20 protein-coding genes are annotated in these 20,283 nt (G+C 48.8%); 15 read left to right on the top strand and 5 right to left on the bottom strand.

The window, feature by feature from the left end; all coding sequences use genetic code 11:
• Positions 1 to 276 precede the first annotated feature (276 nt).
• The 4 genes from lon to H4O21_RS10205 all read right to left on the bottom strand — a co-directional run bounded on the left by lon (position 277) and on the right by H4O21_RS10205 (position 6,432).
• A complete protein-coding gene (gene lon / locus H4O21_RS10220) occupies positions 277 to 2,688 on the bottom strand; it encodes an endopeptidase La (RefSeq protein ID WP_182808766.1) in 2,412 nt (803 codons plus the stop codon).
• Between the two features lie 322 nt (positions 2,689 to 3,010).
• Positions 3,011 to 3,523: a transcription elongation factor GreB gene (gene greB / locus H4O21_RS10215; RefSeq protein ID WP_255487242.1), complete on the bottom strand. Its 513-nt coding sequence runs from the start codon at positions 3,521 to 3,523 to the stop codon at positions 3,011 to 3,013.
• Between the two features lie 268 nt (positions 3,524 to 3,791).
• Positions 3,792 to 5,426: a methyl-accepting chemotaxis protein gene (locus H4O21_RS10210; protein ID WP_182808764.1), complete on the bottom strand. Its 1,635-nt coding sequence runs from the start codon at positions 5,424 to 5,426 to the stop codon at positions 3,792 to 3,794.
• 241 nt (positions 5,427 to 5,667) lie between these two features.
• Complete coding sequence (locus tag H4O21_RS10205; protein ID WP_182808763.1) at positions 5,668 to 6,432, bottom strand: hypothetical protein; 765 nt, start codon at positions 6,430 to 6,432, stop codon at positions 5,668 to 5,670.
• 154 nt (positions 6,433 to 6,586) lie between these two features.
• On the opposite strand from H4O21_RS10205, the gene H4O21_RS10200 reads away from it, so the two are divergent.
• The 15 genes from H4O21_RS10200 to H4O21_RS10130 all read left to right on the top strand — a co-directional run bounded on the left by H4O21_RS10200 (position 6,587) and on the right by H4O21_RS10130 (position 19,278).
• A complete protein-coding gene (locus H4O21_RS10200; RefSeq protein ID WP_182808762.1) occupies positions 6,587 to 7,261 on the top strand; it encodes an NUDIX domain-containing protein in 675 nt (224 codons plus the stop codon).
• An 18-nt stretch (positions 7,262 to 7,279) separates the two neighbouring features.
• Complete coding sequence (locus tag H4O21_RS10195) at positions 7,280 to 7,759, top strand: DUF1249 domain-containing protein (protein ID WP_220495604.1); 480 nt, start codon at positions 7,280 to 7,282, stop codon at positions 7,757 to 7,759.
• A gap of 24 nt (positions 7,760 to 7,783) precedes the next feature.
• On the top strand, positions 7,784 to 8,599 hold the full coding sequence (locus tag H4O21_RS10190; protein WP_182808761.1) for a metallophosphoesterase: 816 nt from the start codon (positions 7,784 to 7,786) through the stop codon (positions 8,597 to 8,599).
• A 371-nt stretch (positions 8,600 to 8,970) separates the two neighbouring features.
• Entirely contained in the window at positions 8,971 to 9,882 is a 912-nt protein-coding gene (gene cysD, locus H4O21_RS10185) for a sulfate adenylyltransferase subunit CysD (protein ID WP_182808760.1), read from the top strand.
• A gap of 116 nt (positions 9,883 to 9,998) precedes the next feature.
• Entirely contained in the window at positions 9,999 to 11,417 is a 1,419-nt protein-coding gene (gene cysN, locus H4O21_RS10180) for a sulfate adenylyltransferase subunit CysN (RefSeq protein ID WP_182808759.1), read from the top strand.
• Between the two features lie 231 nt (positions 11,418 to 11,648).
• A complete protein-coding gene (locus tag H4O21_RS10175; RefSeq protein ID WP_182808758.1) occupies positions 11,649 to 11,909 on the top strand; it encodes a type B 50S ribosomal protein L31 in 261 nt (86 codons plus the stop codon).
• Between the two features lie 66 nt (positions 11,910 to 11,975).
• Positions 11,976 to 12,119 (top strand): type B 50S ribosomal protein L36, encoded by a 144-nt coding sequence (ykgO, locus tag H4O21_RS10170; protein WP_182808757.1) that lies wholly within the window; start codon positions 11,976 to 11,978, stop codon positions 12,117 to 12,119.
• A 398-nt stretch (positions 12,120 to 12,517) separates the two neighbouring features.
• Complete coding sequence (locus H4O21_RS10165; protein ID WP_182808756.1) at positions 12,518 to 13,447, top strand: catechol 2,3-dioxygenase; 930 nt, start codon at positions 12,518 to 12,520, stop codon at positions 13,445 to 13,447.
• A 101-nt stretch (positions 13,448 to 13,548) separates the two neighbouring features.
• Positions 13,549 to 15,009 (top strand): 2-hydroxymuconic semialdehyde dehydrogenase, encoded by a 1,461-nt coding sequence (locus H4O21_RS10160; protein ID WP_182808755.1) that lies wholly within the window; start codon positions 13,549 to 13,551, stop codon positions 15,007 to 15,009.
• A gap of 38 nt (positions 15,010 to 15,047) precedes the next feature.
• Entirely contained in the window at positions 15,048 to 15,833 is a 786-nt protein-coding gene (gene dmpE, locus H4O21_RS10155) for a 2-oxopent-4-enoate hydratase (protein ID WP_306667880.1), read from the top strand.
• Entirely contained in the window at positions 15,830 to 16,627 is a 798-nt protein-coding gene (gene dmpH / locus H4O21_RS10150; protein WP_182808753.1) for a 2-oxo-3-hexenedioate decarboxylase, read from the top strand. Before dmpE ends, dmpH begins: the two co-directional genes overlap by 4 nt.
• Positions 16,628 to 16,636: 9 nt before the next feature.
• Positions 16,637 to 16,825 carry a tautomerase family protein gene (locus H4O21_RS10145; protein WP_182808752.1) on the top strand — a complete coding sequence of 63 codons (189 nt, stop codon included), beginning with the start codon at positions 16,637 to 16,639 and terminating at the stop codon, positions 16,823 to 16,825.
• 21 nt (positions 16,826 to 16,846) lie between these two features.
• On the top strand, positions 16,847 to 17,791 hold the full coding sequence (locus H4O21_RS10140) for an acetaldehyde dehydrogenase (acetylating) (protein ID WP_182808751.1): 945 nt from the start codon (positions 16,847 to 16,849) through the stop codon (positions 17,789 to 17,791).
• Positions 17,791 to 18,828 carry a 4-hydroxy-2-oxovalerate aldolase gene (gene dmpG / locus H4O21_RS10135; RefSeq protein WP_182808750.1) on the top strand — a complete coding sequence of 346 codons (1,038 nt, stop codon included), beginning with the start codon at positions 17,791 to 17,793 and terminating at the stop codon, positions 18,826 to 18,828. The genes H4O21_RS10140 and dmpG overlap by 1 nt, the downstream gene beginning before the upstream one ends.
• A 126-nt stretch (positions 18,829 to 18,954) precedes the next feature.
• Positions 18,955 to 19,278, top strand: coding sequence for a 2Fe-2S iron-sulfur cluster-binding protein (locus H4O21_RS10130; protein WP_182808749.1), 324 nt, complete (start codon positions 18,955 to 18,957; stop codon positions 19,276 to 19,278).
• 35 nt (positions 19,279 to 19,313) lie between these two features.
• Here H4O21_RS10130 and H4O21_RS10125 read toward each other — a convergent pair whose 3' ends face one another.
• Positions 19,314 to 20,228 carry a LysR family transcriptional regulator gene (locus H4O21_RS10125; protein WP_182808748.1) on the bottom strand — a complete coding sequence of 305 codons (915 nt, stop codon included), beginning with the start codon at positions 20,226 to 20,228 and terminating at the stop codon, positions 19,314 to 19,316.
• Between the last annotated feature and the right edge of the window lie 55 nt (positions 20,229 to 20,283).

Raw genomic sequence — 20,283 nt, 5'->3', positions numbered from 1 at the left:
TCGGAGCCATTTTCGACCAGAAACTGAAGACACAGCTTACCGCTCCTGGTCGAAATGATCCATGCCTGAATAGCTAATTTGTTTTAAAAACCGTCTATTAAGGGCTTTTCAGGGCTGACTAAGTAAGGCGACATAGCAATCAGTGTAAGACCGGTTTGAACAGTATGGTTTCTGCACTGAATACTTTTTATTTAAGTATTTCCTGACTGGAGAAAGCTCATATGCTGCTTTCTCCTCATTGCCGGGACTGAATATCAGCCCCGGCATTTTTTATGCTCAGTCCTTAAAGATCAGGCGGGCAATATCCTGGTAGTGGCTGGCAAAGTGCACTGTCATGCCCTCTTTCAGACTATCCGGCAGCTCATCGTAATCTCTCTGATTGGCAGCGGGCAGAATCACTTCCATAATCTTACTGCGCCGTGCAGCAATCACTTTTTCACGAATACCACCTACCGGCAGTACATGCCCGGTCAGAGTGATCTCACCGGTCATCGCCAGCGCTCTGGGTAAAGGCTGATTACGGGCCAGAGACAGGAGTGCTGTGGTCATAGTGACGCCCGCACTAGGCCCATCTTTTGGTGTCGCACCTTCTGGAACATGCAGGTGTACTGCGGCATTATCAAAGAAATCTTCATCGACTCCATGAGCTGCCAGCTGAGAGGCAGTGAAGCTCATCGCCAGCTCAGCAGATTCCTTCATCACATCACCCAGTTTACCGGTCAGCTTAAGTCCCCGGCCCTTGTTATGTACTACAGAGGCTTCAATGGGCAGAGTAGCGCCGCCCATAGCAGTCCAGGCCAGACCAGTCACGACACCCACACCTTTCAATACCTGTTCTTTGCGGAAAATCGGCGCACCCAGGTAATCCTCCAGGTTTTTAGCATGCACTTTGACGCTGTCCTGTTCCTCTTCCAGCAGCTGTACGGCAGCCTTACGGATAATACGGTGCAGTTGTTTCTCCAGCTGACGCACACCCGCTTCACGGGCATAACCTTCAATCACCTGCTTGAGTGCTGCATCGGACAGATCTACCTGCTTTTTCAGCAGGTTGCCCCGCTTCAGCAATTTCGGCCACAGATGATTTTTAGCGATCTGCAGCTTTTCTTCTGCGATATAGCCGGATAAACGAATCGTTTCCATACGATCCAGCAAAGGCCCCGGAATAGAATCCAGCTGGTTAGCCGTACAGACAAACAGGACTTTAGACAGATCCAGTCGCACATCCAGATAGTGATCCAGAAACTCGCTGTTCTGCTCCGGGTCCAGCACCTCCAATAATGCCGATGCCGGATCGCCCTGATAGGATGCACCTATTTTGTCGATCTCATCGAGCATAATGACCGGGTTGGTCTGTTCCACCTCTTTCAGCGCCTGCACCAGCTTACCGGGCATGGCTCCGACATAGGTGCGACGGTGACCTTTAATTTCAGCCTCATCACGCATGCCGCCAACAGAGAAGCGATAGAAAGGACGCCCCAGAGTATCCGCAATAGAGCGGCCAATGGAGGTTTTGCCTACGCCAGGAGGCCCAACTAATAGCAGAATAGAACCAGAGACTTCGCCTTTGAACGAACCTTCTGCCAGAAACTCCAGAATACGTTCTTTCACATCATCCAGACCATCATGATCCCGGCTCAGCACTTCACGGGCATTTTTCAGATCCAGATTATCTTCCGTTGTCGTCCCCCAGGGTACACTGGTCATCCAGTCCAGATAATTACGGGTGACGCCGTATTCAGAAGAACCGGTCTCCAGTACCGACAGCTTCTGCAGCTCTTCATCAATCCGTTTGGCCACCTGTTCCGGCAATACCCGATCTTCCAGGCGAGCTTTAAACTCATCAATTTCAGCGGTTTTGTCGTCTTTAGAGATGCCCAGCTCACGCTGAATCACTTTCATCTGTTCTTTCAGGAAGAACTTACGCTGGTTATCACTGACCTTCTGATTCACCTCATCACGAATCTCACTCTGCAGCTTTGCCACATCCAGCTCTTTCTGCAGCAGGGGCAGTACTTTTTTCATCCGCTCCAGCACCGGCAGCGTATCCAGAATATCCTGCAGAGGTTCGCCATCACCAGAGGTAATCGCGGCGGCAAAATCTGTAAGAGGTGAAGGATCATTGGGATCAAAGTGATTCAGATAATGCTTCAGTTCCTCACCATAAAGAGGGTTCAGAGGTAACAGTTCTTTAATGGCATTGATGATCGCCATCGCATACGCTTTGACTTCATCCGTATCTTCAATCTCTTCTGTCGGGTATTCCACTTCCACCAGGAAAGGCGCTTCCTGACTCAGCCAGCGTTTAATACGAAAACGTCTCAGGCCCTGAGCCAGAAACTGAATACCTTCGCCTTCAACCGAGACTTTATGCACCTTAGCGGCACAACCAATCACACTGAAATCCTGTGCCTGAATATTCTTAGGCTTCACATCACCGACATAGCACAAACCGACGGTGTGGTGAGAGGTATCCGCCAGTCGCTCAACAGTACTCTGCCAGCGGTTTTTACTGATCATCAGCGGCTGAACCTGAGCGGGGAAATAGGGACGGTTATGGATAGGCAGCAGATATAAACGGTCAGGCAACGCTTCTGAAGGCAAAATCAGGCTGCCAGAGTTTCTCTCAGCATTATCCTGTAAATCGTCAGATGGTATATCCTGCTTTAATTCTTGATCCTGGTCGTACATAAGAAACACTTCCTGAGTCATCGCCAGACACTCAGATTAACTCACAGGGGATATATGAAATATCGAACGAAACACCTGAATAAAAATACTCTGAAAGACGTCCGTCTGTTACCCGTATACGAATGGGAAAACATCAAAATACTTTTTCCAGACATGTAAAAAATAAAGCCTGTGAGCGGTCCGGCTGTTATTCACTTATATATCTGGATATGGGCAGAACTAAAAATTTCAATTTTTGTTTTTATCTATCAACGCCAGACAGGGGAGAAACTGGCCCGATAAGGGCCAGAAAAGAGAGAGAAAAATCATATTGCAGGAGTTTTCAGGGATAACAGATATCCAGCACATAGTAGATTTGTTCTCCTTCCGGCGTCTGTACCCGAACCTCATCATCCAGGCTTTTGCCTAACAGGGCTCTGGCCAGAGGGGAGTCAATGTTAATCCGGCCCTGCTTCAGATCGGCTTCATCCGGCCCGACAATTCGCAGTGTCATCAATTCTCCATCCTCACGCTCCAGTTCCACCTGAGCAGAGAAAAAGATACGCGTCTGATCCTCCGGTTTCTGATCCACAACCGTCAGAGCATCCAGCCGTTTATCCAGAAAGCGTATACGCCCCAGAGTCTTATTCAGCAGTTGTTTGTTATAGGTATAGTCCGCGTTTTCACTACGGTCTCCCTGAGCTGCCGCTTCCTGAACTTTCTGAGCCAGCTCCGGGTGGCGAACTTTCCACAGATAGTTTCTTTCATCTTCCAGCGCCTGATAGCCCTCAGGTGTAATCAGATTAGTTTTCCTTTCGTTGCGCGGATCTTTTTTCGGATCACGCCAGCGTTGCATATTGCGACCTTTCATACTGCTTAGTAACCACTTCCTGAAAGAGATCAAAAAATATAATGCTGGCTATTTCCACATCTGAAAATAACCTGCTGCATACATAGGGGTAAAAAGATATTAAAGAATAAAAAAAGCCTGTGAATCAACGCCTCACAGGCTTTATATCATAGCCAGGACATACAACAGATCTGAAGAAGGCAACTCGTCAGTGCGGCCACCTGAGCTGTCCTGCTTCAGCCATTCTGCCATATGCGTTATGTGGTGATATGCGTTATGTGGTGAATTGTTTAATCAGCCCATTCAGGGAATGAGCATTGGATTTCAGATCCTGCCCTGAAGCACGTATCTGGTTAGTACCACTTTCAGTTTCTTCTGATACGGAAGCGATTGATACCAGATTCTGACTCATCTCATTTGCTACGTTACTCTGCTCTTCTGCCGCTGTCATAATCTGGGCATTGAGCGAACTGATATGCTCCATCGAATCGGCAATAGTACGGAAAGATTCCCCGGCTTCGGCTGCTTTTGCAACCGTTTCCTGAGCTTTTTCCCGACTGGTATTCATGGAAGATACCGCAATTTTTGATCGATTCTGCAGTTCATGAATCATTTCCTGAATCTGCTGTGTCGATTCCGCCGAACGTTGTGCCAGCTGGCGAACTTCATCCGCAACTACCGCAAAACCGCGTCCCTGTTCACCCGCCCGCGCCGCTTCAATCGCCGCATTCAGTGCCAGCAGGTTGGTCTGTTCAGAAATACCTCCGATCACATCCAGGATGCTTTCAATTTTAGCGGTATGCTCTTCCAGCTGATTAATCACATCACTAGATTTCTGCACATCTACCGCCAGTTCCTCAATACTGCGCGTAGCCTCTTCCACAATGCGTAAACCGTTTTCAGTCTGTTCAAACGCACTGCGTGTTGCTTCACTGGCCTGCTCGGCAATACCCGCTGTCTGCTGGGCAGAAGCGGCCATCTGATTCATGCCTGCAGCGCTTTGCTCTGTTTCCAATCGCTGACGGGCGACTCCTTCGGTCGTACTCTCAGTAATACGACTCATCTCATCAATCGCATGGGTCAGCTGCCCTGTTGATGTACCAACAGAGGTAACAATATTCTGGAACTTATCCATCATATGGTTAAACGAACCCGCCATGTCGCCCAGCTCATCACGAGTATTGATATCCACCCGCTCACGCAAATCACCAGAGTCTTTAACCGCCACCATCGTATTTTTCAGGGTAGTCACCTGAACAGTGATCATATGAATAATAAAGAGCGCCAGACCACCAATCAGTAAACTAAGAATACCCACGGTAATCGAGTAGTGCACCAGAGTGTCCCAGAAAATCTGATCCATATCATTCAGATAAATACCATTACCAACAATCCAGCCCCAGGGAGCAAACCCTTTAACATAGGAGATTTTAGCCTGAGGCTCCTCATGGCCTGGTTTAGGCCACAGGTATCCCACATAACCTTCACCGGATTGTTTTACCGTGCCGACAAATTCTGTAAAAATCTGTTTGCCATTGGCATCTTTAAGGCCACTGAGATTTTTGCCATTCAGTGAGGGTTTAATCGGATGCATTATCACGACAGCATTCATATCGTTGATCCAGAAATATTCATCCTGGTCATAACGCAGCTTTTCAATCGCAGCACGGGCTGCCTTCTGAGCGTCATCCCGACTTAGCTTACCGGTCGATTCCAGTTCATAGTAATAATGCAGAAAACTATGCACTGTCTCTACGACATGCTTTGTTTTCTGTTTGCGGTCTTCCAGCAGATTCTCTTTCAGAGACATCAGAGAAACACTGATCAGTATAGCCGTACCCATAGCCATCAGGACAATGATGACCCAGAGCTTATACTTGATTTTAATGTTACCGAGAAGGTTGTTCATGGTGTTATTTCCTGACCGTATTATTCAGTCGCTATCATTATTATTATTGCGTGAAAAAGCGTAAAAACATCCTGTTTAAATACGATAAAACCCGTCTGTTAAAGCATCTGACACTTCTCAGAGGGCGATCAATATCGCGTTTATTCAGGACTCAGACATTGATCCTATGCAAAAAATTGCCATATTACTGTCAGAATTTATTATCACAATTAATGATTTGTCCTCAATACAGACAAAATGTTCATGAATAATAATCGTCTGGTGGAGGAAGACCTTTAAGCATAGGATAGGTCACTACTTCCGGTAACCCTTCTCTTCTGAGCTGACTGATCCAGTCGCTGGCATCGTAAGTGACCCGGTCAACTCTGGGAATCAGGCGGTTACGAAACTGTTCAACCATCAAGAAGTGGACATCCGTCTGCCCGCTCAGACTGGCAAAACCGCAAGCACCACAGGACGCAACAAAATAGCCATCTTTCAGGTGCTCAATCCACGGCTGGCTGTCACTGCCAACCACTAGTCCCTGACAATGAAACTGTTTCAGCCAGGCCAGAATTCTGTCTTTATCCAGCTGATAGACATTCAGAGTATCCGGCAACAGATAATCCGGTGTGCCATAACAAGCCAGTAAAGCACCATTGGGCGTCTCCACCCTGACCAGATCAGTCCAGTGTCTGAGGAGAGCCTTATTCGCAGGACTCAGACTGTGCTTTGCTCTTTCCAGTGAGGTGTTACTGAAATAGAGATCATATTCGCCAACGGCTTCTTTCAGAATCTGACGTTCATGCTGGCCTTTCACCAGCCAGGTACACTGAGTTTCCAGAATAAACAACGTTTCATTACTATGGCCAAATGCGCCTAATCCATTACCCAGAAAAAGGCGTATACGTGCGCTTTGCCGCCTGGCACTTAGCAGGCAGGCTTTCAGCGCAGGAAGATTCCCCTCTGCCCCGGCAAACAGTGCCAGAGGACGAACATCCAGATAGTTCAGTTGCACAAATGCCATGACCGCCTCCTGAATAAGATTCTGTACAGGCCGGAAAAAATGGCAGGCTGATCCGCAGATCCATTTTTTTATCTACCTGTAAGTATAGAAGGTGATTTCTGAGAGGGATTAAACTTGCTATTCTGAAAGTTCGTCATGATTTCACGGAGATGCTATGACTCAGAAAACAGCACCGGGTTTACAATCCTCGTCCAACAGCAGGCTCAGTCCGCATTTTCAGCGCAGTGATGCTGCCATTGAACAGCGTGAAGTCGCTTTTCAGGGCTTTTTCCGATTGGAAAAGCTGACTCTGAAACATAAGACATTTTCCGGGCAATGGAGTAACGCTTTCACCCGCGAAGTGTTTGTCCGGGGCAACGCCGTTGGTGTTCTGCTGTATGATCCCCGTCGCGATCAGATCCTGTTAATTGAGCAGTTTCGTCCGGGCGCACTGTACGACGAGCAACAAAGTCCCTGGCAGTTTGAAATTGTTGCCGGTATGACCGAGGCCGGAGAAAGTTCAGAAGATGTCGTCCGACGTGAAGCTATGGAAGAAGCGGGCTGTACTATTGAGCAGCTGGAGTTTCTGATGAAATACTGGGTCAGCCCCGGTGGCATGGATGAGCAGATTGAACTCTATTGCGGTATGATTGACGCGTCTCAGGTCAGGGAAGGCGTTTATGGGCTGGACGAAGAAAATGAAGATATCCGGGTTGAGCTGGTCAGTTACGCAGAAGCGATCCAGGCACTGCAGGATGGCGTTATCAATAACGCTATGGCCATTATTGCGCTGCAGTGGTTACAGCTGAACCGGGACAGATTACGTACACAATGGTGCTCAGCATCATGAGCCTCTGTGGAGAGTGATATGCCGGTAACAGACAATCCTAATCCCTGGCTGAAGAAAAAAGCCTATGTGGTTGATCTGAAAAAACAGATGGCAGAGTGTGAAGGCAATTATATTCGACTGCTGAAACTACTGCCGGATCTGGATGAGAATGATCAGTGGCAGTTTACTGTCAGCGATAATGCCATGCATCTCGGCGATCTGGCCATTAAAGTGACGGAGCGCAGTAAGTACACCACGCTGTTACGCATCTGGCATCAGGATGACTGGGGTGGCTGGTTACAGCAACCTGAACTGAGTGTGCGTATGTATCATGACGCCCGTCTGGCAGAAGTGGTCGGCTATCAGAAACAACGTCATTTTGATGGCCGCTACCGTTATCCGAATCCCCGGATGCGCCAGCCGGATGAAAAAATGCAGATCAATCAGTTTCTGGCTGAATGGCTGAATCATTTACAACAGTTTGGCCATAGCGCTGAACCGGTCACGTTCCCTTACTGATTCCCCTCTCCGGAAGAAACCGCAATGCCCCTGAACACTGACACTACACGTCCTGATTCCACCCTGTCTGTTATTCAGCTGACAGACCTGCATCTGTTAGCAGATCCACAGGCAGAATTTAAAGGCCAGTATCCCTGGCAGAACCTGGTCCGCATCATAGAACGGATAGGACAAAACGGCTGGCCGGATCTGTTTCTGCTGACCGGTGATCTGAGCCAGGATGAGTCTGAAGCCAGCTATCGCATGTTATTTGATCTGATGCAGTCAACTGGTACTGCCTGGTACTGGTTACCAGGCAATCACGATGACACCACCCTGATGGAGCAGCTGCACCCGATTCATCAGAGTGTCACTCTGGGTCAATGGCAGTGGTTACTGCTGGACTCTCAGTCCGGTTCTCCCCACGGAGAACTGAACACGGAACAACAACAATGGCTACAACAACAGCTGGCAACACCTCAGGCACAATGGCAGGCTATCGCTCTGCATCATCAACCCTTACTGGTTGGGCCTGAAAGACAGGGTAACTCTCATCAGACCAGCATGGACGATGACGAACATATCGGTGGAATCGATAGTATTCCACTGCGAGATCAGGGCTGGCTATGGCACACCCTGAGCCAGTACCCACAAGTCAGAGGTGTTATCTGTGGCCATGTTCATCAGGCACACACGATTTGTCATCAGGGGTTGACACTCTATACCTCACCGGCGACCAGTATCCAGTTTGCTTCTGGTATCAATGAGTTCCAGCTTGATAGCAAGTTAAACCCAGGATACCGACAACTCTATCTGACAACAGATGGTCGAATTGAAAGCCATGTCTGTCGACTGTCATAATGGTCTCGCTTATACCATAATGTTATCAACAAATTATTTTAAATAATTTGACGTAATTAAGGATTCCGTTTTTACTACGCCCATCACAGGGTTATTGCGCCCGTAACAGACTGGTCACTGAAACCGTAAAATCCGTAGTATCTGTCCTCACCAGATGGCAGATCAAGGTTGAAACAGTGGAGCTGAAGTATTCAGCCTTTATACCAGCAGGAAACGAGTAACACTGCCGGATTAACCGGGTGTCCATAGCGTACACCTCAATGCAGAATCAGCGGCAGCATCACGGAATAAACCCACAGATTTCCAACCGGATGGAGCGGATAAGCTATCCGTCCGGTTTTTTAACTTTTTAGCAGGAGTGGATCATCACCATGATATCGCCCGAACGCCTGACGCACCTGAAACAGCTGGAAGCAGAAAGCATCCATATCATTCGGGAAGTAGCCGCAGAGTTTGATAACCCTGTCATGCTGTATTCTGTCGGTAAAGATTCTGCCGTCATGCTGCATCTGGCACGTAAAGCCTTCTTCCCGGGAACACCTCCGTTCCCACTGATGCACGTGGACACCACCTGGAAGTTCCGCGAAATGATCGAGTTCCGTGACAAGATGGCAAGAGAAGCCGGCATGGATCTGATTGTGCACACCAACGAAGAAGGTCGCGCGGCGAATATCAACCCGTTTGACCACGGTAGCCGTAAATACACGGACACCATGAAAACCCAGGCTCTGAAGCAGGCTCTGAACAAGTACCGTTTCGATGCCGCCTTTGGTGGTGCTCGTCGTGATGAAGAGAAATCCCGTGCTAAAGAGCGTGTGTACTCCTTCCGTGACAAGTTCCACCGCTGGGACCCGAAGAGTCAGCGTCCTGAGCTGTGGAACCTGTATAACAGCAAGGTGAACAAAGACGAATCCATTCGTGTGTTCCCACTGTCTAACTGGACAGAACTGGACATCTGGCAGTACATCTATCTGGAAGAGATTCCGATTGTACCTCTGTACTACTCAGCGAAACGTCCTGTGGTTGAGCGCGATGGCACTCTGATCATGGTTGATGATGACCGTATGCCGCTGGAAGAGGGTGAAACACCTGAAATGCGCTCTGTTCGCTTCCGTACGCTGGGTTGTTACCCACTGACCGGTGCGGTGGAATCTGAAGCGGCTACTCTGCCTGACATTATTCAGGAAATGCTGCTGGCCACCACCTCTGAACGTCAGGGCCGTGTGATCGATCACGACGGAGCCGGTTCGATGGAACAGAAAAAGCGTGAAGGTTACTTCTGATCTCAGAGCCTGACTCTGAAGAGGCCTTTGTATCAGGCCACAGAAACCCATGATTTCAGCCTGATGTTCTGCCACAGATCTGTCAGAACATCAGCTCAGGATATTGAGGAAACAAGATGTCTCACCAGTCCGACCTGATTGCCGAAGATATTGAAGCGTATCTGAAGCAACACGAACAGAAAGACCTGCTGCGTTTTATCACTTGCGGCAGTGTAGATGATGGTAAAAGCACCCTGATTGGTCGTCTGCTGCACGACTCAAAAATGATCTATGAAGATCAGCTGGCAGCGCTGAGCAAAGACAGTAAAAAAAGCGGCACCACCGGTGAAGAAATTGATCTGGCCCTGCTGGTTGACGGTCTGCAGTCTGAGCGTGAGCAGGGCATCACCATTGATGTAGCGTATCGCTATTTCTCTACCGATAAGCGTAAGTTCATCATTGCAGATACTCCGGGACACGAACAGTACACCCGTAACATGGCGACCGGTGCATCGACTGCATCTCTGGCAATTATTCTGATCGATGCCCGTCATGGTGTACTGACTCAGACCCGTCGTCACAGCTACATCGTATCTCTGCTGGGTATTAAGCACGTGATCGTAGCCGTGAACAAGATGGACCTGGTGGAATACTCTGAAGAGCGTTTCAACGAAATCGTTGCCGACTACAAAGAGTTTGCTAAAGCCCTGAATCAGCCGGATACACAGTTTGTACCGGTATCGGCGCTGAAAGGTGAAAACGTCACTGAAAACAGTGCTCAGATGAGCTGGTATCAGGGACAGCCGCTGATGGATATCCTGGAAAATGTTGAGATCAGTCACGACATCAACCTGCAGGATCTGCGTTTCCCGGTACAGTATGTGAACCGTCCGAATCTGGATTTCCGTGGTTTCTGCGGCACCATCGCCGCCGGTACCGTGAAAAAAGGCCAACCGATAACGGCGCTGCCATCTGGTAAAACCAGTACAGTAAAATCCATCGTCACCTATGATGGAGAACTGGAACAGGCAAACGCAGGTCAGGCAGTTACCATCACACTGAACGATGAGATTGATATCTCCCGTGGTGATGTACTGGTTGAATCCGGTAAAGACGCACAAATCAGTAATGCCTTCCAGGCACACCTGGTATGGATGCATGAAGCACCGCTGCAGATTGGTAAAGAATACGGCTTTAAAGTCGGTACTGACTTTACCAGTGGCTATGTTACGAAAATCGAGCACCAGATCGACGTTAACACTCTGGAAAAATCTTCTGTGGATGAATTGCCACTGAACGGTATTGCTCTGGTCACCATCGAGCTGACCAAGCCTGTGGTATTCGATCCTTATCAGGACAGCCGTTTCACTGGTAGTTTTATCGCTATTGATCGCCTGAGCAACGTCACAGTTGGCGCAGGTATGATCGAAACGGCTGCAGAGCAGGGTGAACAGACCGCAGCCGGTCCTGTCAGCTCATTCGAACTGGAGCTGAATGCTCTGATTCGTAAGCATTTCCCTCACTGGGATGCGAAAGATATCAGCAAGCTGCTGTAAGGGCAGTGTTGCTAAAGCGTTTATCGCTTTGTTGTTCTTAGCTTTAAGCCGGGCTTTATAGTCCGGCTTTTTTATTTCTCGACAAAAGAGAGTTAGGCCTATCAGTTTACCCGGTCTTTTTTATAGATTAAAAACCTTGCCGCACTTTACATGCTAATGATAATAGTTTTTAATAGCATTAAAAGTTACGTTATAACATACACTATAGAGAATACTAGGATACAGATAGCCATGAAGAAGAACATCCACCCGGATTATGATTACGTTGTGTTCCGTGACGGTAGCTGCGGCAAAACCTTCCGCATTCGTTCAACCTGCAAACCAACGGACACGATTGTCTGGGAAGACGGTAAAACCTACCCTCTGATGAATCTGGATGTTTCCAGTGCTTCTCATCCGGCTTATACCGATGAACAGCGTAAAGTCAGCAACGAAGGGCGTGTGGCGCGTTTCAAACAGCGCTTTGGCAATCGTGGCCTGAAAAAGGATTAATCCACGTTCGCTGGTTGCTATTCCACTCACATTTTACGCCTCAGCTCACAGTATCAGGACAGATCAATGCAGGTTCTAAGCTCATTAAAAACAGCAAAGCAACGTCACCCGGATTGTCAGGTTGTTAAGCGCCGGGGGCGCCTTTACGTTATCTGTAAAAGCAACCCTCGCTTTAAAGCCCGTCAGGGCAGCGCCAAGAAGCGCAGTTGAATAAACAGACTGAAAATTCAGGCAGCCATAAAAAGACGTTTGCTAAGCCCTTTACCGCTTTATTGTTCTCAGCTTTGAACCGGGCTTTATAGCCCGGTTTTTTGTAACCTGACACGTCGTATATCACTCCGTTTTTAATCTCATCACCCTCACTACCAGATCCACTATCTCCATCAACAGGCCTACATGCTGCATTGTGTAGACCGTTTTTTTCTATTTCAATACCTTAAAAGTATCTAATCAACAATAAAATGGTATTAGATGGTATCCAGGGCAGGCGATAGCATGATGCCTGAAGCATTAAGAATCTGATGAGAACTAAAGATAAACTCAGGGTGCTGGCAGCGTAATCACCCTGATGTCCTATAACAAAAAAAGTCAAAGAACGGAGTTTTATCATGGCAATGACCGGTGTGCTAAGACCAGGCCACGTACAAATTCGGGTGCTGGATCTAGAGGAAAGCGTACACTTTTATGGTGACGTAATGGGTCTGGTAGAAACAGGACGAGACTCAGATGGCAGAGTGTACTTTAAGTGCTGGGACGAACGGGATCATCACAGTCTGGTTCTGCGGGAATCCGACCAGGCGGGTATCGACTTCTTTGGTTTTAAGGTGCTGGATAACACATCTCTGGAGCAGTTGGAAGTCCGGCTGAAGGAGCACGGCGTAGACACAACTCGTATGCCTGCAGGTGATCTGCTGGAAACCGGTGAGCGAGTAAGATTTGATCTGCCTTCCGGTCATGTTATGGAACTATATGCCGAAAAAACCGCAGTGGGAAATGGTTTGCCTTCCATGAATCCCAGCCCTTGGAACCAGGCCAGTGAAAACGGCATTGCGCCAGTCCGGCTAGATCATATGCTGCTCTACGGTCCTAATATTGCCGAGAACAAGAAGATTTTTGAAGACATACTCGATTTCTTCCTGGTTGAACGTGTGCTGTCTGAAGGAGGCGATGCCGAAGTGGCCCTGTGGTTGTCCTGTTCTCATAAGGTACACGATATCGCTTTTGTTGAGCATCCAGAGCCAGGCAAGCTGCATCATATATCTTTCCTTATGGATAGCTGGGAAAAAGTGTTACGGGCCGGGGATATTATGTCGATGAATCAGGTTGCGGTTGATATTGGCCCAACCCGTCATGGTATTACTCGTGGTTGCACGATCTATGCATGGGACCCTTCTGGCAACCGTTTTGAAACCTTTATGGGTGGTTATCACCCTTATCCAGATTACGAAACCATTACCTGGACCTGGGATAGCTTCCCTCAGGGACTGGATTATCCACAGCGTAAACTGCACGAAACCTTCCTGACGGTAGTGACCTGATTTAGATATCTGCTTTTTGCGGCAGACATGCGCCTATGCGGGTGATGTTTGTCGCCACACCTTTTTCATCCTGTTATAGCCCATTACAGAGATAACCCGATATGCAACAGATTAATCATTTCATTGATGGGGCTTTTTCGCCTTCCGATTCCGGGAAACGTTTTGATAAACGTTCTCCTGTTGATAACACCCTGATTGCCAGTATCGCTGAAGCTGGTCGGACCGACGTTGACCGGGCTGTCGCAGCAGCAAAGCGTGCGTTGAATGGCGAGTGGGGCGGACTGACCACTGAACAGCGGGTAGACCTGCTCTACGGTGTTGCAGATGAGATTACTCGTCGCTTTGATGATTTTGTTGAGGCAGAAATGGCCGATACCGGGCAGCCTCATCATGTGATGACTCACGCATTTATTCCACGAGGTGCGGCAAACTTTAAAGTGTTTGCTGATGTTATCAAGAATGTACCTGCAGAAAGCTTCCAAATGGCGACACCAGATGGTCGTGGTGCTCTTAACTATGCTCTGCGCGTACCTAAAGGCGTCATTGGGGTTATCTCACCCTGGAATGCGCCTTTCTTGCTGATGACCTGGAAAGTGGGACCCGCTCTGGCGTGCGGCAATACTGTTGTCGTCAAACCGTCAGAGGAAACACCGTTAACCACGACACTACTGGGTGAAGTGATGAACAGTGTTGGTATTCCAAAAGGTGTGTACAACGTTGTACATGGCTTTGGCCCGGATTCTGCCGGAGAGTATTTGACGCAGAACCTGGATGTAGATGCGATTACCTTTACCGGTGAAACCCGTACCGGCACTGCCATTATGAAGGCGGCAGCAGAAGGCACCCGCGATGTTTCCTTTGAGATGGGCGGTAAAAACGCTGGTATCGTCTTCGCCGATGCTGATTTTGATGCTGCCGTTGATGGCATCTTCCGTTCTGCATTTCTGAACAGTGGTCAGGTCTGCCTGGGTACTGAAAAAGTCTACGTGGAGCGTCCTATCTTTGAGCGCTTTGTTGACGCGCTGAAACAGAAAGCAGAAGCGGTGAAGTATGGGCGTCCAACGGATAGCGATTCCAATTATGGCCCGCTGATCAGTAGAGAGCATCAGAACAAGGTGCTGTCTTACTACCAAAAGGCCAAAGACGAAGGCGCCACCATTGTCACTGGTGGCGGTATTCCTGATATGCCTGCGGAACTGGCAGAGGGCAACTGGATAGAGCCCACTATCTGGACTGGCCTGCCTGAAACCGCCTCCGTGGTTAAAGAAGAAATTTTTGGTCCCTGCTGCCATATCGCACCTTTTGATACCGAAGAAGAGGTGATCGCTAAAACCAATGACAACCAGTATGGCCTGTCTACCACAATCTGGACGACGAATCTGAGCTGCGCTCATCGTATGGCGGCGAAAATCGATGTAGGTGTGACCTGGGTTAACAGCTGGTTCCTGCGTGATCTGCGTACACCGTTTGGCGGTGCCAACCAATCCGGCATTGGTCGTGAAGGTGGTGTGCACTCTCTGGAGTTCTATACCGAGATGCGTAACGTCTGCATCAAGCTCTAACATCTTTATCGAACGGAAATATCACTATGGAACAAAGCATGATTGATCAGCTCGGTGATGAGCTGTATCAGGCGTATCAGGAACGCCGTACTATCCAGCCCTTTACCGAGCGTGACCTGGATATCACCCTGGAAGATGCCTACCAGATTCAGCAGCGTTTTATGGCTCAGCGCCTAGCTGCCGGTGAAACGGTAGTGGGTAAAAAGATCGGTGTTACCAGCCGCCCGGTACAGGATTTTCTGGGCGTATTCCAGCCTGACTTTGGCATTCTGACCTCTGCGATGGAGATCAAGGGTGACAATGTGGTGGATCTGAATGGCCTGATCCAGCCTAAAGCAGAAGCAGAGCTGGCTTTTGTCCTGAAGGAAGACCTGAACGGGCCGGGCGTCACCGCGATGGATGTGATCCGTGCAACAGATTATGTGGTGCCTTGTTTTGAGATTGTCGATTCCCGCATCAACGACTGGAAAATCAAAATTCAGGATACCGTGGCGGATAATGCCTCATGTGGTGTGTATGTACTGGGTGATGCTAAAGGCGATCCGAAAAAACTGGATCTGACACTGGCGGGTATGGTACTGCGTAAAAACGGCGAATTGTACTCTACCAGCGTTGGTGCTGCCGTGCAGGGCTCACCGGTTAATGCCGTGGCCTGGTTAGCGAATACACTGGGTGAACTGGGTATTCCTTTTAAAGCTGGTGAGGTGATTCTGTCCGGCTCTCAATCTGAACTGGTCTCAGTACAGGATGGTGATGAGCTGGAATGCACCGTCGGTGGTCTGGGTAGCTGCAGTGTTCGTTTTACTGGGAGAAGCGCCGTATGAGAAGCACAATAGATAGAGATACTCTGGTCCGGCTGTGTGAGCGTGTTGAAGGGGCTCAAACTCGAGCTTATGCCATTCCTAAGCTAACGAACGAATACTCTGAACTGGCTATGGCGGACAGTTATGCTATTCAGATGGCGCTACTGGAGCGTTTTCTGGAGCAGGGGCATAAACTGATTGGCTGGAAAGCGGGCCTTACCTCAAAAGCAAAAATGAAGCAGATGGGTGTTGAGCAGCCTACCATCGGCTTTCTGACCGACCGGATGGCACGACCAGAAAACTCAGTGATTTCGACCTCTGATTTGGTACACCCTCGTGTGGAATGTGAAATTGCGTTTGTCACTAAAGCCCCCCTATCAGGCCCCGATTGTACTGCCGCAGAGGTCATGGCCGCCACAGATTATGTCATGCCTGCCATTGAAGTGATCGACTCTCGTTTTGCCGGTTTTAAGTTTGATCTGGAAAGTGTGGTCGCCGACAACAGCTCTTCTGCCCGTTTTGTTGGCGGTGGCCGCCCTCGCTATGCCAACGAACTGGAGCTGGACACCTTGGGTGTAGTGCTGGAGAAAAATGGTGAAATGGTCGAAATGGGTGCAGGTGCAGCGGTTATGGAGCACCCTGCCGAAGCCGTCGCCATGTTGGTTAATATTCTGGCAGAGCTGGATCGAGAGCTGCCTGCAGGCAGTTTTGTGATGAGCGGAGGTATTACTGCGGCCGTTGCAGTGCAGCCCGGCGACTATGTGACCGCCCGCTTCCAGGAACTGGGCAGTGTTTCCGTAAAATTTGGTGAATGAGGATAATCCATGCCAATTATTGAGATGCACCTGTTGGAAGGCCGCTCTGACCAGATGAAAGCCAAAATGGCTGAAGCCGTATCTGAAGCTGTCGCTGAAACTCTGGAAGTGGATAAAAACTCGGTGCGTATTTTAATTACTGAACATAAAAATGCTGAATTTTATGTGGGTGGTAAAACCAAGTTTGCCATTGAGTAAACCGGTCAGGAGATAAAAAGTATGAAGAAAATCAAATGCGCTCTGATCGGCTCAGGCAATATCGGCACCGATCTGATCTACAAAATCAAACGCAGTGAATACCTGGAACCGGTATGGATGGTAGGTATTGATCCTGAGTCCGAAGGTTTGGCCCGAGCGGCTAAAATGGGACTGAAAACAACAGCAGAGGGCATTGATGGTCTATTGCCCCATGTACTGGAAGATGAAATCCAGATCGCTTTCGATGCTACCAGTGCTTATGTCCATGCTGAAAACAGCCGCAAGCTGAACGCGCTGGGAGTCATGATGATTGATCTGACACCTGCAGCGATTGGCCCTCTGTGTGTACCACCAGTCAATCTGAAACAGCATGCTGAAAAAGTGGAGATGAACGTTAATATGATCTCCTGTGCTGGTCAGGCGACGATTCCTATTGTGAACGCTGTATCCCAGGTACAGGATGTTGAATACGCTGAGATTATCGCCAGCCTATCATCGAAGTCCATAGGCCCAGGCACCCGTGCTAACTTAGATGAGTTCACTTATACCACATCTAATGCCATCGAGGTGGTTGGTGGTGCGAAGAAAGGTAAAGCACTGGCCATTATTAATCCGGCTGAGCCTCCGATGATTATGCGTAATACCATCTACTGTCTGACAGAAGGTGAGCCAGATCAGCAGAAGATCACGAAGTCGGTACTGACAATGATTGAGCAGGTACAGAAGTATGTACCGGGTTACAAATTGGTCAATGGTCCATCTTTTGATGGCAACAAAGTCGCGGTCTTTATGGAAGTGGAAGGTCTGGGTGATTACCTGCCTAAATACGCTGGTAATCTGGATATTATGACTGCAGCAGCAACCCGTACCGCTGAGATGTTTGCTGAAGAGATTCTGGCAGGCACCATGACCCTGAAGCCTGTTACCGCACAGGAATCTGAAAAACCCTCTGTGGAGGAAGCCTGATGAGCAATTTAAAAGGACGTAAAGTCATCCTGCACGACATGTGTCTGCGGGATGGCATGCATGCAAAAAAAGAACAGATCTCAGTGGAGCAGATGGTTCAGATCGCCACTGCACTGGATGAGGCCGGTATGCCTTATATTCAGGTTACACACGGAGCTGGTTTAGGCGGTAACTCTCTGCAGCATGGCTTTGCTATGGCCAGTAACGAGGAGTATATCGAAGCGGTGTCTTCCCAGATGAAGCAAGCGGTCGTGTCTGTGCTGCTGCTGCCTGGGCTTGGCACAATGAAAGAGCTGCAGTCAGCTTATAATGCCGGTGCCCGCAGTGTACACGTAGCCACTCATTGCACGGAAGCCGATACCTCACCACAGCATATCGCTTATGCTCGTGAGCTGGGTATGGACACCACAGGCTTTCTGATGATGTCGCATCTGTCTGATGCCACATCTCTGGCTCAGGAAGCAAAAAAGATGGAGTCCTATGGTGCGCATACCGTTTATATCACTGACTCAGCAGGCTTTATGCTGCCGGACGACGTCACCGAGCGGGTATCTGCGCTGCGTGATGTACTGAACCCTGAAACAGAGATTGGTTTTCACGGCCACCACAATATGGGGCTGAGTATCTCTAATTCCATCGCTGCCATTGCGGCAGGTGCCAGTCGGATCGACGGTTCTGTGGCCGGTCTGGGTGCTGGTGCTGGTAATACTCCTCTTGAGGTGTTTATCGCAGTTTGTGAACGCATGGGAATTGAAACCGGTGTTGATCTGTTTAAAACAATGGACATTGCTGATGAGATTATATTCCCGCTGATGGATCATATTGTACGTATTGATAAAGATTCATTGACGCTGGGCTATGCGGGTGTGTATTCGACCTTCTTGCTTCATGCCAAACGTGCGGCAGAACGCTTTGGTGTGCCGGCCCGAGATATACTGGTGGAACTGGGACGCAAGAAAATGATTGGTGGTCAGGAAGATATGATTCAGGACACCGCCATGACAATGGCAAAAGAGCGGGGACTGCTTACTCAATAAGCCGCTGTACGGCCATTTTCAGCATAAACCTCACGTTTTCCGGTCACTCCGACCGGAAAATGTCGACTCATTTATGTTTGGGCGCTTAGCTTACACTCAGTAGCTTAACCCCATAAGGAAACCCTTATGACTGAACGCTATAAGATCGAGCTGACACAACAGGGTGAGAGTTTTTGTTGTAATAACGATGAATCAGTTCTACACGGTATGGCCCGGCTGGGGATAAAAGGCATTCCTCTGGGCTGTCGTGGTGGTGGCTGTGGTATCTGTAAGGTTCATGTACTAGAGGGCGATTATCGCAGCAAAGTGATGAGTCGCAGCCATATTAGCGCAGAAGAAGAACAGGACGGTCGTGTGTTGGCCTGCCGGATCTATCCGCGCAGTGATCTGAATATCGAAATTATCGGCAAAATGTCGCAAGTGATGACCAGAGCGCGAGACTCGGTCTGATCTACTTTGAATATCACCCGGAACAGGTTGTCACGCTACCTTGTGACAACCTGTTTGCTATTTTGCATTCTGTAATGAATCACTATCTTCAGAAAAGCTTTTAACAGAGGCGAGTTATCGCCTTTTCTGTATATACAGCTAAGATCTACAGAGGATTCGTCCGGGGCATTAATAAAGGGTTTATAAATTACACCGGGTAAGCTCAGCACAGTAGCGGACTCCGGTACGATGCATGAACCAAAGCCACTGGCAACCAGGGCTACGGCTGTGACTGCATCACCGACCTCCTGAGAAACAACCGGACTGAAACCCGATAGCTGGCAGAGCCGATAAATTTTATCCACAAAGCTGGGACGGTTGCTTGTCGGATAAAGAATGAGGGGCTTATCTCTTAGACTATCAAAGGGTACATGAGTCATATTTGCCATAGAGTCACTGGTGTTGACGGCCAATAGCAGCGCTTCTGTTGTCACCAGCTCTGAGCGAATATCCGGCAAAGGGGACAGGATCCGGTTAAACCCCAAACTGATACGTTTTTGTCTAAGAGCTTTAATTTGCTCTCCTTTGTCCATCTGGTGCAGTACGATACTGACCTCCGGATAAGCTTTTTTAAAGGCAAGTAGCACTTGGGGGATAGAATCCAGAATACCAGAGCCAAATGTTGCAATGTCCAGGCGGCCCAACTCTCCTCGACCTGCTTTCTGAGTGCGCTCCGTCGCCTGGTCAATCAGGGCAAAAATATTTTTGACTTCCTGTCGAAACAGTTCACCGGCATCGGTCAGCTCCATCCCTTTAGGTGTACGATTGAACAGCACAACATCCAGCTCTTCTTCCAGCTGATGAATTTGTCGGGTTAATGGTGGCTGAGAGATATGTAACAGCTTTGCTGCCCGGCCAATATGTTTCTCTTCGGCCACCGCCTCAAAGTATTTCAGCTTACGTAGATCCATATTGCACCTGAGTCAATCCTGGGTTCCAGCTTGGTTTTAAGCCTATATTTCCAAT

It is taken from the genome of Oceanospirillum sediminis (assembly GCF_014164585.1).
GTDB classification, from domain to species: domain Bacteria; phylum Pseudomonadota; class Gammaproteobacteria; order Pseudomonadales; family Halomonadaceae; genus Oceanospirillum; species Oceanospirillum sediminis.
The sequence above is the reverse complement of the archived record's forward strand: the minus strand, read 5'-3'. Positions and strand labels throughout refer to the sequence as shown.

Bases quoted from the DNA above. Each gene is read 5' to 3' on its own strand.
- lon (WP_182808766.1), bottom strand. From the start codon at position 2,688: ATGTACGACCAGGATCAAGAATTAAAGCAGGATATACCATCTGACGAT.
- greB (WP_255487242.1), bottom strand. From the start codon at position 3,523: ATGCAACGCTGGCGTGATCCGAAAAAAGATCCGCGCAACGAAAGGAAA.
- H4O21_RS10210 (WP_182808764.1), bottom strand. From the start codon at position 5,426: ATGAACAACCTTCTCGGTAACATTAAAATCAAGTATAAGCTCTGGGTC.
- H4O21_RS10205 (WP_182808763.1), bottom strand. From the start codon at position 6,432: ATGGCATTTGTGCAACTGAACTATCTGGATGTTCGTCCTCTGGCACTG.
- H4O21_RS10200 (WP_182808762.1), top strand. From the start codon at position 6,587: ATGACTCAGAAAACAGCACCGGGTTTACAATCCTCGTCCAACAGCAGG.
- H4O21_RS10195 (WP_220495604.1), top strand. From the start codon at position 7,280: ATGCCGGTAACAGACAATCCTAATCCCTGGCTGAAGAAAAAAGCCTAT.
- H4O21_RS10190 (WP_182808761.1), top strand. From the start codon at position 7,784: ATGCCCCTGAACACTGACACTACACGTCCTGATTCCACCCTGTCTGTT.
- cysD (WP_182808760.1), top strand. From the start codon at position 8,971: ATGATATCGCCCGAACGCCTGACGCACCTGAAACAGCTGGAAGCAGAA.
- cysN (WP_182808759.1), top strand. From the start codon at position 9,999: ATGTCTCACCAGTCCGACCTGATTGCCGAAGATATTGAAGCGTATCTG.
- H4O21_RS10175 (WP_182808758.1), top strand. From the start codon at position 11,649: ATGAAGAAGAACATCCACCCGGATTATGATTACGTTGTGTTCCGTGAC.
- ykgO (WP_182808757.1), top strand. From the start codon at position 11,976: ATGCAGGTTCTAAGCTCATTAAAAACAGCAAAGCAACGTCACCCGGAT.
- H4O21_RS10165 (WP_182808756.1), top strand. From the start codon at position 12,518: ATGGCAATGACCGGTGTGCTAAGACCAGGCCACGTACAAATTCGGGTG.
- H4O21_RS10160 (WP_182808755.1), top strand. From the start codon at position 13,549: ATGCAACAGATTAATCATTTCATTGATGGGGCTTTTTCGCCTTCCGAT.
- dmpE (WP_306667880.1), top strand. From the start codon at position 15,048: ATGATTGATCAGCTCGGTGATGAGCTGTATCAGGCGTATCAGGAACGC.
- dmpH (WP_182808753.1), top strand. From the start codon at position 15,830: ATGAGAAGCACAATAGATAGAGATACTCTGGTCCGGCTGTGTGAGCGT.
- H4O21_RS10145 (WP_182808752.1), top strand. From the start codon at position 16,637: ATGCCAATTATTGAGATGCACCTGTTGGAAGGCCGCTCTGACCAGATG.
- H4O21_RS10140 (WP_182808751.1), top strand. From the start codon at position 16,847: ATGAAGAAAATCAAATGCGCTCTGATCGGCTCAGGCAATATCGGCACC.
- dmpG (WP_182808750.1), top strand. From the start codon at position 17,791: ATGAGCAATTTAAAAGGACGTAAAGTCATCCTGCACGACATGTGTCTG.
- H4O21_RS10130 (WP_182808749.1), top strand. From the start codon at position 18,955: ATGACTGAACGCTATAAGATCGAGCTGACACAACAGGGTGAGAGTTTT.
- H4O21_RS10125 (WP_182808748.1), bottom strand. From the start codon at position 20,228: ATGGATCTACGTAAGCTGAAATACTTTGAGGCGGTGGCCGAAGAGAAA.